Genomic DNA, 16,862 nt, shown 5'->3' with positions numbered 1-16,862 from the left:
GTCCTTGGAAGGCTTTCTGCGGCTGAGCGTGAAGCGCTTACCAATCAGCTAGCCGGTCGTAACCTAGAGGAGGCATTGAGCCGCCTCCGCCGCATAGCTGCTTTGATTGCTGGCGACCAAACGGTGGATGGTCTGACTGCAGCGCGTGCCAAAGAGTTGGACGCCTCGGTCTGTCAAGCAATCGTCAAAGAGCTAGACATCAACGCGGCTGATCTTGCGCCTGTGTGCCGGTTGGCTGCTTGGGTTGCGCGCGCAGGTTACCGCCTGCCGATCGAACTCTTCACCGTGAACTACGACTTGCTGTTGGAGACCGCGCTTGAGCTATTGCGGGTACCATACTTCGACGGTTTCGTGGGCACTTTGAAGGCCAGATTCCACACCGAGCTCGTGGAGGGCACACCTGGTTCAGATGCCGAGTCGGTACCAGCCTTTTTCGTGCGACTGTGGAAGCTGCATGGGTCTGTCAATTGGGCTTGGCAAAATGACCGGCAGATCGTGCGGCTTGGCCAGCCAGTCGCGGAAGGCGCAGCCGCTGCCATCTATCCCAGCGACACAAAGTACGAAGAATCGCGGCGGGTTCCTTTTGTTGTGTTGCAAGATCGCCTGAGACGCGCGTTACACCAGCCTGAAACGCTGATGATTATAGGTGGCTACTCATTCGGCGATGCTCATCTCAACGAGTTGCTGTTCGACGCCGCCGTTCGCCGTGAACGTTCTGAGTTCATAGCGTTCTGTTATTCAGAGATCCCTGAAGCGCTGGCGGATCGCGCGAGCACGACACCGAATTTCCAAGTCCTTAGCGGTCGAGAAGCGATTCTTGGTGGTGTGCGCGGCGACTGGAAGCCCTCCGCCGATGTGCCGACGGACCTCTGGGAGCAGGATCAGTTCTCCCTTCGCGATTTTGGTAAACTGACGGCCTATCTGGCAAGAAGCGCGGCGCGGGAACCGGAAATCGATGCCGTGCTCCGCGAACTTATCGATGGAGCTGTGGCCAAGCGGAATGCAAACACAGGCGGCGGCGATAATGGCTGAACGTGATCCAACCTGTATCGGTAGAGTACGCCATGTCCTCGGCGCGACCGTCACGGTCGCTCTTGATCCTGACCTCGCGGGCGTGGCGCCGATCTATCGCGGACGGTTGCAGGCGGTCGGCCAGATTGGGTCACTTGTGCGGATACCACAGGGACTTGTTGACCTCATCGCGACGGTCAACCTCGTCGGCATTGCGGAGTTAGCGGGCCCTCTCGCACCTGCGGAAGCCGTTCAGCGGGACGATCGCTGGCTTCAGGTTCAGTTACTGGGCGAAATTGATCGAGGGACAGGCCGCTTCCAGCGCGGGGTCGGTTCGTACCCCGGGCTGGACGATCCTGTACATTTCGCGACGTCTGATCAACTCAGCTCGATATTCCCACATCCCGATGATCGTTACTTGCGAGTGGGAAAGTTAGCTGCCGCCGAGGAAGTACCCGTTTGCCTGGAGGCATCGCGAGTCGTTATGCGCCATTGCGCTGTCGTCGGCTCCACCGGCTCTGGCAAGACAAGCGTGGTCGCCTCGTTGTTACAGGGCTTTGTCAAGGGTGGCTGGCAGGCGGCGAACATAGTCGTTGTCGACCCGCATGGAGAATATGCGCGGGCCCTTGCTGGTAGCGCATCGGTTCGAAGCGTTCTCGCTGAGGGAGATGGCCGACTGCGCGTTCCTTATTGGGCGCTGCCGGCGGCCGATATCGTGCGCATTTTCGCTGGAGCACCTGGCGGCGCGACGTTCAGCAACCGCTTCGTCGAACTCGTTGCTAAGGCGCGCCGCGAATTCGTGCAAGGGGCCGATTGGCTTACTCTTGATCCCACAGCAGTCACTGCCGATACACCGGTACCGTTCGATATTCGTTCAATCTGGCATCAGCTTGATGCCGAGAACCGGGAAACACGCATGAGCAAGGGTGACGCGACTACCGTCTGTCGGACGGACGCAGGCGACCCGACGGCGTTGCGTCCAGCGCAGTTTCAAGTCTACGGTTCTGGTGGTCAGCCGCCGCATCAAGCTCCGACTTTCGGCACTTATGGGACGACGCCAAACCTTCTCCGCCTTGGCCTGCTCGATCCGCAACTGCGCTTTTTCCAAGAGCCGGCCGGCGAGCTACATGGACCAGATCCGCTGGTTGGGGTAGTGCAGGAATGGCTCGGCGGCGCGCGGCCTGTATCGGTGCTCGACTTCAGCGGCGTTCCTGCAATGGCTGCCGACCTCGCAATCGGGGTAGTCCTTAATCTGCTCTTTGAGTTGTCTCTTCACAGTGAACCAGGAGGACCAGGGATTGGCCGCCCGAGCCCGGTCTTTATTGTGTTGGAGGAAGCGCACCGGTATCTTGGTGCTGGTGCCAGCGCGCTGACACGTGATTCGGCCAACCGAATCGCGCGTGAAGGGCGCAAGTATGGTGTCGGACTGCTGCTGGTTACGCAGCGCCCGACCGAATTGCCTGACACTGCCCTCGCCCAGTGCGGAACTTTGATTGCGCTTCGCCTATCAAATACGGCAGATCAAGGCACAATTCGAGGCGCGCTGCCCGACACTGTGACAGGTTTGGCGGCGGTTCTGCCATCGTTACGTACTGGCGAAGCAATTGTGAGCGGTGAGGCTTTGATCCTACCGGTGCGGGCGCTTCTGGATAAGCCAGATCCAATGCCGCTTGCAGAGGATCCTTCTCTAGAGCCCTGGCGCCAGGAGCCGCGAGTGCCTGATGTCGCGCCCGCTTTAGCGGCGTGGCGCGGTACCTATGAGGATCACGATGATTGAATGGATTCCGGTTACCGGTTCGTCACGCATCATCGCCGAGGCATATGACCCCGCTGCGGAGACAATTTACGTGCGGTTCCCCGATGGGGTGGAATGGTGGTACGCCGCTTGTCCTCCAGATATTTGGGAGGCATTCACCTCGCCGGGAAACTCTCGAGGCCAGTTCATCCATCAGACACTGAACTTCAAGCCGAACGGTCGCTATACGGGATAAATGGCAATAATGCCGTGAATCAGCCCTTCCCTAATTGATCTGTGTGATTTCCCGCGAATGGCGTGCCGCCCCTCGATCACGCAGCAACGAATCTGCCTCGTCGAGGATAGAAAGGCGCGCATACTCCACACTCGATTTCGCCACAACAGGCGGTGCGACCTTGCAACGAAACTTACGGCATTTGCGTAGGCGATCGAGACTATGGCCAAGCTGGACTCGAAAGAGCTCGACAGACTCACGTTGGCACGCGACAACCTTCGCCGCCCTTGCAGGCGGTCGCCAAGTCACTCGACAATCAGCACTTCGCCTGAGATCGGCAGATGCAGAGCAAGTTGGATCTGCTTCGGGGCCGGCATCGCCGCCTTGATCGCGTCGCCATAGAGGCGCAATTGGCCGGTGTGCTTTCTTGCTTGACTGAGCCATTGGGTTCGGGCGCCGGGGAAGCTCTTGTGGTCGACTACGATGATGGCGTCGGTCGTCTCGACCAAGACATCAATGCGACCGGACAGGCTGTGATTGCCCATGTGGTAAGTGATCGGAGCCTCGCGGCGCAGCACGGCGCCCGGCCATCGCTTGCCGACGAAGGCGCGGAAGCGTGACCCCATGGTCACGACGTCCTTCGGATCGAGTCCGGTAACGCTCCACGCGTCGAGCAGGCGCCTCGCTAGCGCATTACGGCGCCCCTCGTCCCACGTCGGGTCGTCCGCGGCAAGGAAACGGTGCAGCGCCTCGCCGACGCAATCCATGTCCGAAGAGCCCGCGAACGGCAGGCGGGCGCCGAGGTCGATTTCCTCGATGATCCTCGCGTCCTCCACGGACGCCTCGCCGCTCGGTTTCAAGGCGAGCGGTGGGAACGTTTTTCGCTCCACGTCCGGGCCGGCGAAGGCCGCCGATGGCGCTGCGGGAGCCGCCCCCTCGTCGGGGACGGGTGCAGCCACACGGACCGCATGCGGCTTGCCGTTCACTTGGACGACCGTGTCCCCAACCTCGGGTGCGACGAATGCCGGCCCGCCGGCGTCGGACGACAATTCGTCGAGCCACGCCCATCCCGATTTCGATTTCGGCAAGGCCAAAACCAGATAGTCCCGCGCGCGTGTCGCGCCGACATAGAGTAGCCGGGCCCTCTCCGCTCGCTCGGCGCGCGCCGCCTCCTTGCCTTCGTCGGAATTGGCGGCGGTCGAATCGAGGACGACGTCCTTCTTTTGGCCGCCGAAGGGCCAAGGCCAGAAGCGCAGCCATCTTCCCGCGAGCGGATCGTTCCAGTCGATGCCATCGCCGGTGACATCGCTGTCCACATGGGCGCCGAAGGCGCCGCCCTTTGGCTTGTCGTCTAGATCGGTGAGGATGACGAGCGGCCATTCGAGGCCCTTGGAGCCGTGGTAAGTCATCACCGTGACTGCGTCCGACGCCCGGCTCTCCGGTTGCGAGCCTTTTTGCTCGCCAAGCCAAGAGCAAAGATCAGTGACTGTTGTCGGCGCCCGGTTCCGATCCCGCTCCTGCTCATACGCGGCGACAAGGGTGCGGAGCTCCTCGAAGTTGAGTAACCGGTCTTCGACTTGCCCCCATCTCGTGATGGCCTTGGACACGCCGCCCAGCGTCAACACGGCGTCGAAATATTCCAACGGCGTCTTGTGGACTCCGTTCTCGGCGATGGCGGCTAGATCGGACGATAGTGGAACAAGCGCGGCGATGGCTTCGGCCCTGTCCTCTTGCAGGCTGGCCTCGAACCATGCCGGCTGGTTGGGGCCTTCGTGAAGGAGATGTGCGAGTTCGGCCAGCGCCACGGTATCGCGCCGATCGGCGCACCAGCGGAGCGCAGCGATGGCTAGTCGCGTCTCAAGCGTTCCGAACAGCCCGCTACGCTCGATGGCCACCTTCATTCCTGCCGTTGCGAGCGCGTTCGCGATGGCGAGGCAATGGTCGTTGCTGCGACACAGGACGGCGATGTCGCCGGCGCCGAGCGGGGCGGTCGTTCCCTCGTGGGCGACGGCCCATTCGGCCCCGTTGGCAAGCGCATTCCGGATACCAGAGGCGACTGACGCCGCGAGGTCGCGATCGATGCGCCAGACGCCCAAGGGAGTTCCCTGCCTTGGGAGGTCGGCGCGTTCGACGGAATTTATCCGCGTCTTCTCCGCGGACATTCCCATCCCCGAGAAGGTGGGCGCGAAGGCGTCATTGAAGAAGGCGACGAGGCCGGGCCTGCTTCGCCAGTTCCTGTCGAGCGTCGATTCCTCGCCGCCGGTCGCCCTTTGGATTTTGGGCGCGACGTATGTGATGAGATCCGGGTCCGTGCCGCGGAAGCCGTAAATCGCCTGCTTGGGATCGCCGACCCAGACGCTCGACCTGGCGAGGCGCGACATCGCGACGAAGACGGCGAGTTGTAGGGGACTGGTGTCTTGGAACTCGTCAACGAAGACGGACTCGATGCGCTCGCTCAACTGGAGTTCGAGATCCGGATTGCCGAGGAGTTCCAGTGCGAGGCGGTCCTGATCTACGAAGTCAACGAGACCCCAATTCCTCTTGTGTTTCTCGTAGGCGCGGATGGCCTCGGCCGCGCAGGCGAAAACCGCTGTGATGTATCGCCTGACCTGATCGAGGAGGCGGGGGTGTCGGGCGAAGGCGCTGGCAGCCACGCGCAATGGAACTAAATGCGGTTCCTCGGCCTTGGTCCCCTTCGCTTTTGACAGCTTGGCCCACCGCTGCCAAGTCATCTCCTCCACCCGGCTCCGCCCCGCAATGTCGCGGATCTCGTCAAGCGTTTTCGCGCCGGTAGGAAGCACCCCCTCGTTTGTCAGATAGCGGGCGAGCAGGGTCTTCAGGGCCTCGCGCAGCCCTGCGTCGATGGTCTCCTCCGTCTCGCCGGGAAGTGGCGCCGGAACCAGCTTCTTGAAGCCGGCGATGGAGCGTTCGGCGCAGGCTGCAAGCGCGTCAGCGTCGATGTTGTTGGCCCGCGCCAGTTCGACGATTTTGTTGACGTCGGCGCGCCAGTCCTTCGAGGGGAAAGCATCCTCGTAACCGAAGCACCTCGCCAACGGGCCGAGTTCGTCGGCATAGCCGCCGATTGCCAAATCCGCCGCCTTGAGGAAGGTCGCTTTGGCGGCGTTCTCGTCGACGATATCCACGATCGGCGACAGCCCGAGGCCGAATGCGAATTCCTTCACCAACCCGCCGCAGACGCTGTTGATCGTCCCGATCCTCGCGCCAAGGAGCCGGACCGCATTCTCGGCGTCACCCTTGGAGATCAGCCGCTCGCGGGCCCGTTCGCGCAATTCCTCGGCGGCCTTCACCGTGAAAGTGCTTGCAAGCACCCGTTCCGGCGCTCGCCCAGCGCGGATCTCCGCCTCGATGCGTGACGTCAGATCGTAAGTCTTTCCCGTACCAGCGGAGGCGGTAACGATGCCGACCTTGTGCGAACCGTGCATCGCACTCATGAATTCACCCCGCATATGTCAGCGTAGTCGCAATAGCCGCACTTGGGCGGGACGAGCAGGTAGGGGTCAGAGAACTCCTCCTGCTTCTGGCCGTTCCGCTCGAAGGTCGCGCGGACCTTGCCTTTCCCAATTTCGTCGAACGCCGATCCGAAGGACGCGGAGATCCTGTGCCAAGTCTCCTTGGGGGTCGGGCCTTCGATCAAGGTCGCCATGCCGCCGGATAGCGGCGCACTGGTCAGAAAACGCCTTTGCCGCAGCATGAAGAATCCGGTGGCGACGTCAGCCTTCTCGCCGGCGACGTGGCGGGCGTAAACGGCGACCTGCAAGGCGACGCCGTTCTTCAACTCCGTGCGCCGCCGGCTTTCGCTACGTTGCCATTTGAGGTCGAGGACGACGAGGCGTCCTTTCGGGTTTTTGGTCAAGAGATCGATGCGGCCAGCGGCGCCGGTCCCCGGCGCCAGCGTGTCGGGCGTGGAAAACTCGTATTCGACGCCGACGATAGTCAGGTTTTCCGAGCACAGAAAACGGGCGAGTACCGCAAGGGCTTGCGGGATCGAGCGCTTGGCTGCGGCGAGTTCGCCGGCCGCGCCGGGCAGCAACAGCGTTGCGGCGATCCGGGGCAGCAATTCGTCGAGACATCTGGCGGCGATGGTCTCGACGTGCTCGGGCTCGGGGGGCGCGCCCGGCTGGAAGATTTCCTGCGCGATCCTGTGCGCGAGCGTGCCCACCAGATTATCCATGTTCGGTAGCGACTGCCGCACGCCGGGGCGGAGCCTGCATGCGTATTTGAGCGTCCATTGCAGGGGGCAGGAGAGTAACGCCTCCAACGACGACGCGGACTCGAATTCGCGCGGATGGATGTTGGCCGCGGTAGCCATCCATTCCGCGCGCGCCTCAGGCGGCGCGACAAGGGCCACCGGCGCCCGCGCGAGCGTGCGCCCCGCGAAAGCCGGTGCGGCGTCGTGCAGGACGACCTCGGCGCGGACGGAGATATCCTCGGCCAGCTTCGGATGCTTCGCGACCAGTGAATGCCACAGCGGATGCGCCGTAGTTTCGGCTCCACCTGCCATCGCGGGGCGGATCATGAGAAGCCTGTCGCGCGCCTGGCGCGACGGTCGCTCCCATGCGGCGGCGAGGCGCTTCAGTTCGAGTCCAGGCTCGTCGAGCGGGCATCCGGCCTCGGACAGGGCAGTGCGCTCCAGAACGTTCCAGACAGTGGTGGCGGCGGCCTCGCCGATGTCTGCGAAATGCCACCACACGATGGTCTTGGCCATTCCCCAGACGGCGCCCGGATGCGATACGGCCCGCCACGGGGCGGCCTCGGCGACGGCGGTCGGATCGGATACGCCGACGCCGACGGCCTGTTCGACCATGCGTTCGATGAGAAGCCGATCGAGACTCTCGGCATCGGTGGCGTCGATCGCGACGACGAGTTCGCCGGCGATGCGCGCAAGGGATCGGAACAGCGGATCGTCGGCCACGGTGGCGCGCTTGACGGCCCAAGCCGACACCCTGCCGGCGATTTCCTTGGCGATGGCCCTCGGCATCCCTTTCAAGGGATCGTGTCGCTCCGGCTCGACGAACCCGCGCCAATCGACGAGGCGCTTGGCGGTTATCTTCGGATCCGCGTCTTCCTCTTCAGCGAGCGCCTTTTCGATCTCCGCCCAGGCCGCGATCCAATCCTCGCCGCCGATGCCCGGGGACTCCGCGACGACGTTCGCCAGCCGATTCGCCATGGAACGCGGCAACGGGCCGATCGGAAGGAGTAGAAAATCGAGAAGCCGGTTCGGATCAGGCGGCTCCCACGCGAGGGCGAATGAAAGCGGCAGAACTTGCAAAAGCACCCGGTGCGGCGATTGCGCGGACAGGCCGAGGCGCGGCAAGCCGGCTTTGGCAAGGGCATGGTCGAGCAGCGCCGTATCCTTGCCGAGGACGAAGACCAAGCCCTCGTTATTCCCCGGGTCTGCCGCCAGCCAAGCGGCCAGCGCGTCCGCCGCGACGAGTTCTGTGTCCGCGGAAAGGAGCGTCAGCCGACCATCGCCCAACGGTGTCGGCGTTCGGTCGGGCAACTCCTCGATGTGGACTTCACAACGCTCCAAGGCGTCCAGCAATGTGCGCCATCCGACAGGGAACAAGTCGCGGACGTCCACAAGCTTTATCGATTGCAAGGGAAGGGACGGTCGTTCGCTTAGCGCGTCGATGACGGCGCGCAGCCGATCCGTCCGTCCGAAGGGCAACGAAGGACCGGCGTTCTCGGCCGCCGCCAGATCGGCCAGGCGCGTTCGCGAGAGGCCGACGTGCGGTCGCCATCCGGCCTCGACCAGCTCGTCGCGCCAGCTGAGAAGCTCCCGCGTCGACGACCATGAATCGAGTTCGTACGAGGACGACCAGAATCTGCCTGCTCCGGCTGCTTCAATCTTTCGCCGATACACTGCGATCCGTTCGATGGCTGCGATCTCCGGTCCGCCAAGTCCGAGCATCGTCTCGACATGGTCCAGCAGGGCCGATGGCCCGACGACGGCTTCGTCGACGACCGCGCACCCCGATCCCGGATGCTCCGGCCACGCGCCGGCGTCGGAGAACCATGAGAAGACGAGATCCATGATACTTCACCCCGAAGTCGAAACTCGCATGTCCCCGTACAGCGCCAAGAGTCGTCGCGCCAGTCCTATGACGATAACCGGGAACGAAGGTGCCCCTTCCGCGATCCCTGCTGCTTATCCAGACCCCAGTTATCTGTCGGGGCGTGAATAGAAGTCTTCGAACTCGTCCTGGTTCGCCAAGGCGTTCGGCCGATAGCTGCCAAAAGAAGCACATTGGGCGACGGAAGGGAACTTGAAGCGCTCCTTGACCGTATCATGTACGGGAGCGTTATGTCTGATGTCGCGAACCTCTTCTTTCCAGTTCACGGATCGTGTCAGCCATCGCAGTAACTTTGGGGTGCGGAGATCGATGGCATCGCGCATTCCCGCGATTTTGCAATGTTACACGCTCGCTCGATCATCCATTCAAGCGCAACCTTTCGTCGCCGCCTACCACGTCCCCGCCTTCCTCCAGCCCGCAGCAACGGCTTGCTCCTCCGAGCAGAACCATCGCTTGTCGCGTCCCTTGTCCATTTGCACGCGATCGTATGTGCGATCGCCCGGCACATGATAGATGCGCTCGCCGTTGCGGTTGACGTTGCCCTTGATCGCGCATCTTGGCGCCGCGGCTCCGGCTTTCGCGTCGGTGGCGCGCCCCGACCGCGCCAATAGGTTGCCGGGAGCGGGCAGCGGTTTGGCCACCGCCCATATCCGCTCGAATCGGTCCTCGAACGCTCGAGCCGCGGACGCTTCATGCAGGATGATGACGTCGTTATCCTGCTGCTTGAGGCCGGATGCCGACAAGTTGGCCGAGCCGCTACGCAGAATTCGCCCGTCCACCGAATAGGACTTCAGATGCATGTACGGGCCGGGCGCCTTCATTCGGATTTCGCCCGCGATCTCGCGCATGCGATCGAGGGCCTGCTGCTGGCTGGGATCCAGAACAATGCGGACTGCGATACCGCGCCTGTGAGCGTCGACCAAGGCGTCGACGACCGGCCAGTCCGTCAGCGAATAGGCCGCCATATCGATCTTTGCGCGCGCCGAGCGAAGCAGCTCCACGTCCACGTGCTCAAGGTTCTCGACAGGTGCGTAATAAATCTCGACCGGCTCGGCGCCGGCCGGCCGCGGGCACGCCAGCAGAACGAAGAGTCCGAGAAGCGCGAGAACGAGCGACAGACGAAATGCCATCCGCAATTCCTCTTGGATTCTTAGGGGCCGGTTCTTCCCCGGCCCCTTATCTTCGTGTCAGAACGAATACAGAACATATCGGACCTTGTCTATGGCTCGCCGGTCGTCGCGATCGGACCGCTTCGTGGATTGTCCGCGGCTGCTGGCGGCGATGGGCCCATGCCGAGAGAGCATCGCGCACGAAATGGCGCGAATGGTGATCGGCGGTCCGCTGTATTTTTCCGCGTCAACCGTCCTCACCGCGACAGAGAGATTCGCGCTTATGCTGACGGGCCAGCGCGACTATTTCACTTAAGTTCGCTCACAGGCGCGGCTGGTGCGGAACCGGACGCGCCCCGAATGTCAGGGTGCTGAATCCCGGCAGACGGACGAGTTCGTCGAGCGCCTCGCGCCACCCTAACGACCCACGGGCTCTTCGACCTGCATCGGCTCGACGCCCAAAAGCTCCCACATTCCGATGCCTAGTCGCCTTGCTATCTCAATGACAATGAGCAGCGACGGATTCGAGTCTCCCCTCAACATCAGGTACAGCTGCGGCAGCGAGACGCCGATAACTTTCGCGAATTGCTCCTTATCCAAACCGCTATCAGCGTACTTTCTCTTCACGACCATCGAGAGGTTTTTGTTCATCTGTTTCGCGGACAAGTTGCGTCGATGTCCGAGCTGGCAGTCCTCCAAGAGCTCGTAGAGAGGCGTTTTCAGCTTGGCGGAAATCTTGGCGAGCATCTCGATTGAGGGATTCGCGGCCCGACTACGCACATAACGAAACTGAGAGCCAGACATGCCGATCGACTCGGCAAATTCAGGCTTCTTCATTCCGCTCTTCTCCAAATGCGCGACCAGGTTCTTCGCTAGCCGCTCCAGGTGCGGAGAGGCGAGCCGATCCTCAATCGAATTGACCATCAGCCGATGATGTTCCCCCGTCGGCTCCGTCGTCTTCCGACCTCGAGCCCCCCCTGCCACCCGCCTCTTAGTCATGGGATCACGTAAATTTAGATGACGGCCGCTCCATTCATTAGCATCGGAGATTCGCGCGCCGATTCCAAGTGGCGATAGGGCCGCGAGCGCCAATTTTTTAGAATATTTTGCCAAAAAATTAGAATCGACGTATCCTCGCAGCGCCTCGGCAAATTGTTCCGCGTCGCGCGCAAAAGCGGGCGCCGCGGCAGGCCGTTCAGTTTACGCGTCCGCGTGAGCAATCCCCGTCTGACCGCCTCTACCGACAAATCGGAGGACCAAGCCGCAAAAAGCAAAAACCCGCCGGGTGGGCGGGCTTTACTCGACAAATGCGCGATGCGCCTGTCGGGAAACTTCTGTGTCTGACAATGCAGAATCTCCCGCAGAACAAAACCAAAGTCAAGCGGAATTGACGGTTCCGCTAACGCATTCGCTTTGCTCAAGTGCTGACCGCTTCCGGCGGGGCGTACGAACCACGCCCCCACGGAGAAATCATGGTCGCAAACGCACTGACCGCGCCGCACTTGCGGCCGCGGCGCGAGAAGGTGTTTGGCGCAGGACGCCCGCGCGCTCTCGATAGGAACGCCAAGGTTCGGATCATGGCGCGCGCCCGCGCGCTGAAGGTCAAAACCAAAAGCGGCAAGCACTACGGTGCCTTAACCGCCAAGGATTGCGACGTCCTCGAAGCCCTCCTGTGGCTGTTTCACAACTGCAAAACCGGTCTTTGCTTTCCTTCCTATGAGTCAATCGCCGCCAAGGCGAAATGCTCCCGATCGCACGTCGGCGCCGCCATCAAGCGGTTGGAGGCCGCAGGTCTCCTCACCTGGGTCAATCGCCTCAAGCGCGTTCGCGAGGCTGGCGCCGATCTCTTTGGAGGCGAGGGCGCGAGGGTCCGCGTCTTTCGCACCTCCAATGGGTATCGGTTCAACGACCCGGGAGCAGCCGCCGTATTGGGTTTTCTTTCCAAATCCAAAAATCAGTCGGGAACCTCGAATCAAGAATCATTCTTTAACAACGCAGAACCGCAGCGACCTGAAATCGACCCAGACAGTTCGCTCTCGGCGGCCTTAGCCCGCTTCGAGGAGGCCTTCCGGAAGAAAATTCGGGACCGCGCTTGAAGCGCGATCGCTTCTCACGCTCGAATTTCGCATGACGCGAGATTCGAGCAACGAGGCGCGGCTATCGCCGCGCATTAGGCTTTCCAATAAGGGAGGCGGCGAGATCGCCGCACGTGCGGCGTCGTTCGGGGTTCGATAAGACGAACAACCCGAAAGGCTTCAGGACTTTCGGATGCGGCAAGCTGCACCCGGCGGAGGCCATGGCTCGCGGCGGCTTCCAAACGATAGGTCAGCGCTCGATCGCCCCCGCGACTCCGGTAGCCATCTTTCGACGCGAACCCGAACCTCTTGCGGAAGTTCTTCGTGAACTTTTCGCTTCGAATCATGCAGGCTGTACTTCCGCGTCTTGCTTCGCCGCGCGGTTGAGCCGCCTCGTGCTCCTGCAGTCAGTTTTTGCGCGCGGTGGCTAAGCCCGCAGCCTTCGCGCCTCAGTCGTCTTCATAAAAAATGTCGGTCGCTCGCAGCTCGCCGTCGACCCCAACCGACTTTTCCCAAATTTGGACCCCAATGTCGGAATCGTCCTCGAACAGATCGGCAAGATAGAAGATCATCGGGCCGGACCAGCTCTTGCGGGTTCGGCATTTCGCGATCGTGAAAATTTCCCCTTCCGTCTCATAGATCCCGCCGCGCGGCTGGTCTGGGTTCATGTCTTCGACGCCCTGCAAATAGGCGTTCGCGAGTGACTCTGACCAATGGTGACGAATGATCACTGAGCGATCGTCCGAGGGCGATAAGTGGCGCACGGGGATCGCCTTCGCAATTCCCGCCACGTCGTCCTTGAGATTGAAGAGAGAAAAATCACAAGCGACAATGGTCTCGTTATGCTTGAAGCTTGGCGCCACTGAGGAAAGAGACACTCTCTTCCTGACGAGACGGTAGACCTGAGGAAAATATATTTTGAGTGGTTCGCACCACACGTCTCCCCGCCGCGCCACGCGGGTGGGAAACTTCAAGACTTGGCCTTTCATAAATGGCGACCCCCAGTTCTCAAGGGAGAATTCGAGCTCTCCGGTTCGCGGATCAACTCGGAGCGCACCTAACCAGAGACCCGCCGCCGAGGAACCTGTGCAATTTCACAGGGGTCGCCTCGTAGCCGCGTTCACAAAATCGCCGCATCAGCATCACAAACAGCGCTCGCAAATTTGCGGCGGCGCTCAAGGCGCGTGGGTACCGAGGCTGCTGCAAGAGGCAGAAGGGGGGAGCGGCGAGAAAAGCGGAGGGCTTTTGGCGAGAGGTTTTACCAAATGCGGCAACTTGAAATTGCGTATCAGGAATTCATCGACGGCGTGCGCACGGCCTCAGACACCTTGGCTTTCCGCACTGTCGCCGAGCGAGCGGTTCAAAAATTGGGCTTCCGTTCGTTCGCTTATCTGGCATTCGCGGGCGACGGCCACAGGTTGATTTCGACGTACCCGAAAGAGTGATCAATGCGCTATCGCAAGCAGCGCTACGATCGAATCGATCCGGTCGTCATTCGAGCACGGCGCGATCGCGATCTTTTCCATTGGGGCGGAGCGCAGGCGTCGAACGCAGCCGAGGATGTTCAGAAGCGCTTCTTCGGAGAAGCCGCTGAGTTTGGGATCGAGAAGGGCGTCACCATCCCTATCCCAGCCGGCTTTGATCGCTTCGCCTCCTTCACGTTCGCGGCTGATCAACACGGTCCAGACCTTTACGAAAACGTCGAAGAGGCGAAGGTTCTTTTGCGAATCATGGGGACTTATTTCCACGCCCACGTTGAGGCCGTCTTTAGAGCCCCTGTCGTGCGGGATCCGTCGGCCCCGCTCAGCCAGCGTCAAACGCAATGCCTCACTTGGATCTCGCTCGGCCGCACAATCGAGAAGACCGCCCAAATTCTCGATATCACACCGCGCACCGTGGCTTTTCATCTCGACAATGCGCGCGCCAAACTCGAGGCGGAGAACGTCACGCATGCGGTGGCGCTGGCGGTGAGACGAGGGCTGATCCCATAGGACGAAGCAGGGCGAACGAGGCGGGTTCGACGCGGGACGGCCGGCGCTATCGACTCCATCGGTCCGCTCAAAGCGAAAGAGAGCGGGAACGAGAGGGGGCTGTCTTCGAGAATCTTCCGCAAACTTTCAATCTTCCGCGCTGTCGCCGGCGCCCTCCACATTCGATTTGGTCGCCTCTGGAAAGGGGAGGTAGCCCAAGGCGTCATCAAAGGCGACAAGAGTCGTAAGGGCCGATTTCAACTCCGCCGTGGCCTCGCTCATCGCGACTCGGATGTCATGCAGCCGGGAAATGGCGTTCTGCCCGGCTTCGGCGAGATTCGATCTGGCGGCGGAACCACCGCCGTCGAGATTTGAGTTTTCTACAAGGCTGCGCCATTCGACAAGCGCCCGATGCGCTACCGCCTCGTCCTGTTCCAGCGCTTCGACCCTGGCGAGCGCGCCACGATAACGGAGCAAGGCTTCGGCGGCTCTCTTGTCAAGATCGGCATTCTCGCTCATGCGCTCGTTACTCCGATCGGGCTGAAGAGCGCGCGATTACACCCCGAATCTGTAAAAGGCTTTTTAACGCTGTCCCCGCAGGCTACAAGCCCGTCAGGTCGATGGCTCCGTCCTGCGGATTGGTTCAAGCGAAAAATGGCCGCTTGGCCTGCCTGGATGTGTAGCGATCTCGCCGCCGACTTTTCCGGGACCCAAACTTTTAGCCGTTGGACTGCCTTCCGGCGTGCGGCCATCTCCCGCCGTTCCAGTTCACTGGCTGTTGTGAGCGCACCGCGATAATGTCCCGCGAGAAGAGGCGCCACTTGGCGGCGCGCCCTTGATATGGGAGCGGACGCGGCGCTGCCGCCGGCGCTTCGCGTCTTTTGGCCGCAACCGCTTATGTTCGGCCTCTTCAGAAAACGGGGAAGGGGCGAGGAGAATTGCTGGTCCGCCATCCGGACGCGTTCGAACACAAAAACCGCAAGCGCTACTTGCCAGCAGCGCTTGCAGCTCGGGCGACAAAGCGAGCGCCCGCGGAGATGAGGTTTCTTTTATTTCGATTGGAGGCTGTTTGCGTGTGACTGCGACGTCGCCGCCGAGATCGCCGCCTCGGGACAAACCGGCCAGGGAATCCCCAAGCTCGCTTCCGCCAGCGCGGTTGTCACCGGCCCGACGCAAGCTGGAATGCCTCGCCAGTCGCCGGCGCCCGGCACCGTGCATAGCAACACCGTGCACGCGTAAGCGTCGTCGGCTTTTGCAGTCGCGCCTGAAAACGCGAGGACAAGCGCCGCCGCGCCGAAGAGTAGCCTCGTTCTCATCCCGTACGCCTCTTTCTAAAAAATTGGCGACCAAAATTACACCCTTCCGCCTCCGATTTGCAATTTTTTAGAATCAGTTTTTCCGATAGCCGCCGCCCCAACTCCGCCGACGGTTTCACAACCAGCGTCTCCCAGACCATTGTGGCTGCAACGATCGCCGCGAGAGAGGCTACGAGGGACAACATCGGCGTCATCTTATCGGCAAGCGCGTCGTGCATTTCTGACAACACGGGCAAGTGAACGAGGTAAGCCGAAAACGACATTTCGCCACCCTTACGCAACGCCCTCGCGGGCCAACACCCGGCTGCGCCAGCTTTCAGGCGCCCCGCTACAACGAACCCAAACAATAGCGCCACGAAAACGAGGCCCAGACCCGAAAAGCGCCCGATCGCCAGACGCTCGAGAATGGAGGCGACGCACGCCCAATAGACCGCTTGTCCGAGGCTCAGAGCCGGCCAGAACTTTCGCAGGATGCCGGCTTGCTCTGACACTGCTGCGATGCCCATCCCGATCAACAGGGCGTCTGGTCGCATTGTCCAAAGGTATGACCCTACAGGCCGTGGAACAGCCGCGCCCATCGCTAGGACAGTCACACCCGCCGGTATCGCCAGATGCCGGGGCAGGGCCGCGAGAGCCGGCGCCAACGCATAGAATTGCCCTTCGAGCGATAAGCTCCAAAAATGCGAGGCGACGAGATGATGCGGGCAGGGGGCTGGGCTTGCCTCGCAGCCTGCCCAATAAAAATTTGCGAAGCACCCTGCACCCGCGGCGAGATCGGCCCAAGACCCTTCCACCCCTTCCTGCGCTATGCGAACCACGCCTATAACGGCGACGATCGTCCAGGCCGGCGCCGCGATCCTCACGAGACGGCGAACCCAGAACGCCCACGCGCCGGCCAGAGCATTTCCGCCCGCCAAGGCCTTCGTTGCAAAGACGTTCTGGTAGATCACGAAGCCCGATATCACCAAGAACAAGTCGACGCCGACGCCAAAGGCGGGCAGGGCGAGGGCGTATGCAAGGTCCGTCTCGAGCCCGTAGACCAACCCGACATGCGACAGCATCACCAGCATGAGCGCCAGGCCGCGCAGCTCGTCGATTGCGCCAATTCTCTCGATCGTTTTCGTTTTGCTTTGGATCATGGCGACCCCTTCGGATCGGGCTCTAGTCGCGTGGCGACCGAAGCCGCCGCCGGCGTCTTCGCCCTTCGGTGACGATCCCTGTCGCGTGGCTTCGACGCACGCTCTCTCTCGCTACTTTCGCAGAGCAGAGCGCGTCGAATGCCCACAACTTGTTTTGCGTCCGGCTCCCGCAGCCGT

At 61.7% G+C, this 16,862-nt stretch carries 14 protein-coding genes; 6 read left to right on the top strand and 8 right to left on the bottom strand.

Translation table 11 applies throughout. The features are described from left to right. Positions 1-75 precede the first annotated feature (75 nt). Genes OGR47_RS21685 through OGR47_RS21675 form a run of 3 tightly spaced genes read left to right on the top strand, consistent with a single transcriptional unit; the run spans position 76 to position 3,002 of the window. The gene (locus OGR47_RS21685) at positions 76-1,032 is read left to right on the top strand and encodes an SIR2 family protein (RefSeq protein WP_206527414.1); all 957 of its coding nucleotides are present in this window, start codon (positions 76-78) and stop codon (positions 1,030-1,032) included. Further along, positions 1,025-2,788 (top strand): ATP-binding protein, encoded by a 1,764-nt coding sequence (locus OGR47_RS21680; RefSeq protein WP_165050449.1) that lies wholly within the window; start codon positions 1,025-1,027, stop codon positions 2,786-2,788. Before OGR47_RS21685 ends, OGR47_RS21680 begins: the two co-directional genes overlap by 8 nt. Beyond that, on the top strand, positions 2,769-3,002 hold the full coding sequence (locus OGR47_RS21675; RefSeq protein WP_323809341.1) for a KTSC domain-containing protein: 234 nt from the start codon (positions 2,769-2,771) through the stop codon (positions 3,000-3,002). Before OGR47_RS21680 ends, OGR47_RS21675 begins: the two co-directional genes overlap by 20 nt. 284 nt (positions 3,003-3,286) lie before the next feature. Here OGR47_RS21675 and OGR47_RS21670 read toward each other — a convergent pair whose 3' ends face one another. From OGR47_RS21670 to OGR47_RS21655, 4 genes are all read right to left on the bottom strand, one after another. Next, positions 3,287-6,433, bottom strand: coding sequence for a UvrD-helicase domain-containing protein (locus OGR47_RS21670; protein WP_165050453.1), 3,147 nt, complete (start codon positions 6,431-6,433; stop codon positions 3,287-3,289). Continuing rightward, positions 6,430-9,036, bottom strand: a complete 2,607-nt coding sequence (locus OGR47_RS21665; RefSeq protein WP_165050455.1) for a PD-(D/E)XK nuclease family protein — start codon at positions 9,034-9,036, stop codon at positions 6,430-6,432. The genes OGR47_RS21670 and OGR47_RS21665 overlap by 4 nt, the downstream gene beginning before the upstream one ends. Positions 9,037-9,465: 429 nt before the next feature. Further along, positions 9,466-10,083, bottom strand: coding sequence for a phospholipase D-like domain-containing protein (locus tag OGR47_RS21660; RefSeq protein WP_267270109.1), 618 nt, complete (start codon positions 10,081-10,083; stop codon positions 9,466-9,468). Between the two features lie 519 nt (positions 10,084-10,602). Then, positions 10,603-11,109 carry a helix-turn-helix domain-containing protein gene (locus OGR47_RS21655; RefSeq protein WP_165050459.1) on the bottom strand — a complete coding sequence of 169 codons (507 nt, stop codon included), beginning with the start codon at positions 11,107-11,109 and terminating at the stop codon, positions 10,603-10,605. A 653-nt stretch (positions 11,110-11,762) separates the two neighbouring features. On the opposite strand from OGR47_RS21655, the gene OGR47_RS21650 reads away from it, so the two are divergent. Beyond that, positions 11,763-12,281: a helix-turn-helix domain-containing protein gene (locus tag OGR47_RS21650; protein WP_165050461.1), complete on the top strand. Its 519-nt coding sequence runs from the start codon at positions 11,763-11,765 to the stop codon at positions 12,279-12,281. Between the two features lie 428 nt (positions 12,282-12,709). On the opposite strand, the gene OGR47_RS21645 is transcribed toward OGR47_RS21650, so the two are convergent. Then, positions 12,710-13,138 carry a hypothetical protein gene (locus OGR47_RS21645; protein ID WP_165050463.1) on the bottom strand — a complete coding sequence of 143 codons (429 nt, stop codon included), beginning with the start codon at positions 13,136-13,138 and terminating at the stop codon, positions 12,710-12,712. Positions 13,139-13,525: 387 nt separating this feature from the next. On the opposite strand from OGR47_RS21645, the gene OGR47_RS21640 reads away from it, so the two are divergent. Further along, the gene (locus tag OGR47_RS21640) at positions 13,526-13,705 is read left to right on the top strand and encodes a hypothetical protein (protein ID WP_253948156.1); all 180 of its coding nucleotides are present in this window, start codon (positions 13,526-13,528) and stop codon (positions 13,703-13,705) included. Between the two features lie 3 nt (positions 13,706-13,708). Next, a complete protein-coding gene (locus OGR47_RS21635) occupies positions 13,709-14,251 on the top strand; it encodes an autoinducer binding domain-containing protein (RefSeq protein ID WP_253948155.1) in 543 nt (180 codons plus the stop codon). A gap of 126 nt (positions 14,252-14,377) precedes the next feature. Here the strand turns inward: OGR47_RS21635 and OGR47_RS21630 are convergent, their stop codons facing one another. The 3 genes from OGR47_RS21630 to OGR47_RS21620 form a co-directional block, all read right to left on the bottom strand. Continuing rightward, positions 14,378-14,749 carry a hypothetical protein gene (locus OGR47_RS21630; protein ID WP_165050465.1) on the bottom strand — a complete coding sequence of 124 codons (372 nt, stop codon included), beginning with the start codon at positions 14,747-14,749 and terminating at the stop codon, positions 14,378-14,380. A 530-nt stretch (positions 14,750-15,279) separates the two neighbouring features. Beyond that, positions 15,280-15,546 (bottom strand): hypothetical protein, encoded by a 267-nt coding sequence (locus OGR47_RS21625; RefSeq protein WP_165050467.1) that lies wholly within the window; start codon positions 15,544-15,546, stop codon positions 15,280-15,282. After that, the gene (locus OGR47_RS21620; RefSeq protein WP_165050469.1) at positions 15,543-16,685 is read right to left on the bottom strand and encodes an acyltransferase family protein; all 1,143 of its coding nucleotides are present in this window, start codon (positions 16,683-16,685) and stop codon (positions 15,543-15,545) included. The genes OGR47_RS21625 and OGR47_RS21620 overlap by 4 nt, the downstream gene beginning before the upstream one ends. Positions 16,686-16,862: the final 177 nt, after the last annotated feature.

This window comes from Methylocystis sp. MJC1 (assembly GCF_026427715.1).
Lineage (GTDB): Bacteria > Pseudomonadota > Alphaproteobacteria > Rhizobiales > Beijerinckiaceae > Methylocystis.
Note: the sequence above shows the minus strand (reverse complement) of the source record. Positions and strands in the feature narration are given on the sequence as shown.

Coding starts and splice junctions, on each gene's coding strand:
- OGR47_RS21680 (WP_165050449.1), top strand. CDS start 1,025: ATGGCTGAACGTGATCCAACCTGTATCGGTAGAGTACGCCATGTCCTC.
- OGR47_RS21675 (WP_323809341.1), top strand. CDS start 2,769: ATGAGGATCACGATGATTGAATGGATTCCGGTTACCGGTTCGTCACGC.
- OGR47_RS21670 (WP_165050453.1), bottom strand. CDS start 6,433: ATGAGTGCGATGCACGGTTCGCACAAGGTCGGCATCGTTACCGCCTCC.
- OGR47_RS21665 (WP_165050455.1), bottom strand. CDS start 9,036: ATGGATCTCGTCTTCTCATGGTTCTCCGACGCCGGCGCGTGGCCGGAG.
- OGR47_RS21655 (WP_165050459.1), bottom strand. CDS start 11,109: ATGGTCAATTCGATTGAGGATCGGCTCGCCTCTCCGCACCTGGAGCGG.
- OGR47_RS21650 (WP_165050461.1), top strand. CDS start 11,763: ATGGCGCGCGCCCGCGCGCTGAAGGTCAAAACCAAAAGCGGCAAGCAC.
- OGR47_RS21640 (WP_253948156.1), top strand. CDS start 13,526: ATGCGGCAACTTGAAATTGCGTATCAGGAATTCATCGACGGCGTGCGC.
- OGR47_RS21635 (WP_253948155.1), top strand. CDS start 13,709: ATGCGCTATCGCAAGCAGCGCTACGATCGAATCGATCCGGTCGTCATT.
- OGR47_RS21630 (WP_165050465.1), bottom strand. CDS start 14,749: ATGAGCGAGAATGCCGATCTTGACAAGAGAGCCGCCGAAGCCTTGCTC.
- OGR47_RS21625 (WP_165050467.1), bottom strand. CDS start 15,546: ATGAGAACGAGGCTACTCTTCGGCGCGGCGGCGCTTGTCCTCGCGTTT.
- OGR47_RS21620 (WP_165050469.1), bottom strand. CDS start 16,685: ATGATCCAAAGCAAAACGAAAACGATCGAGAGAATTGGCGCAATCGAC.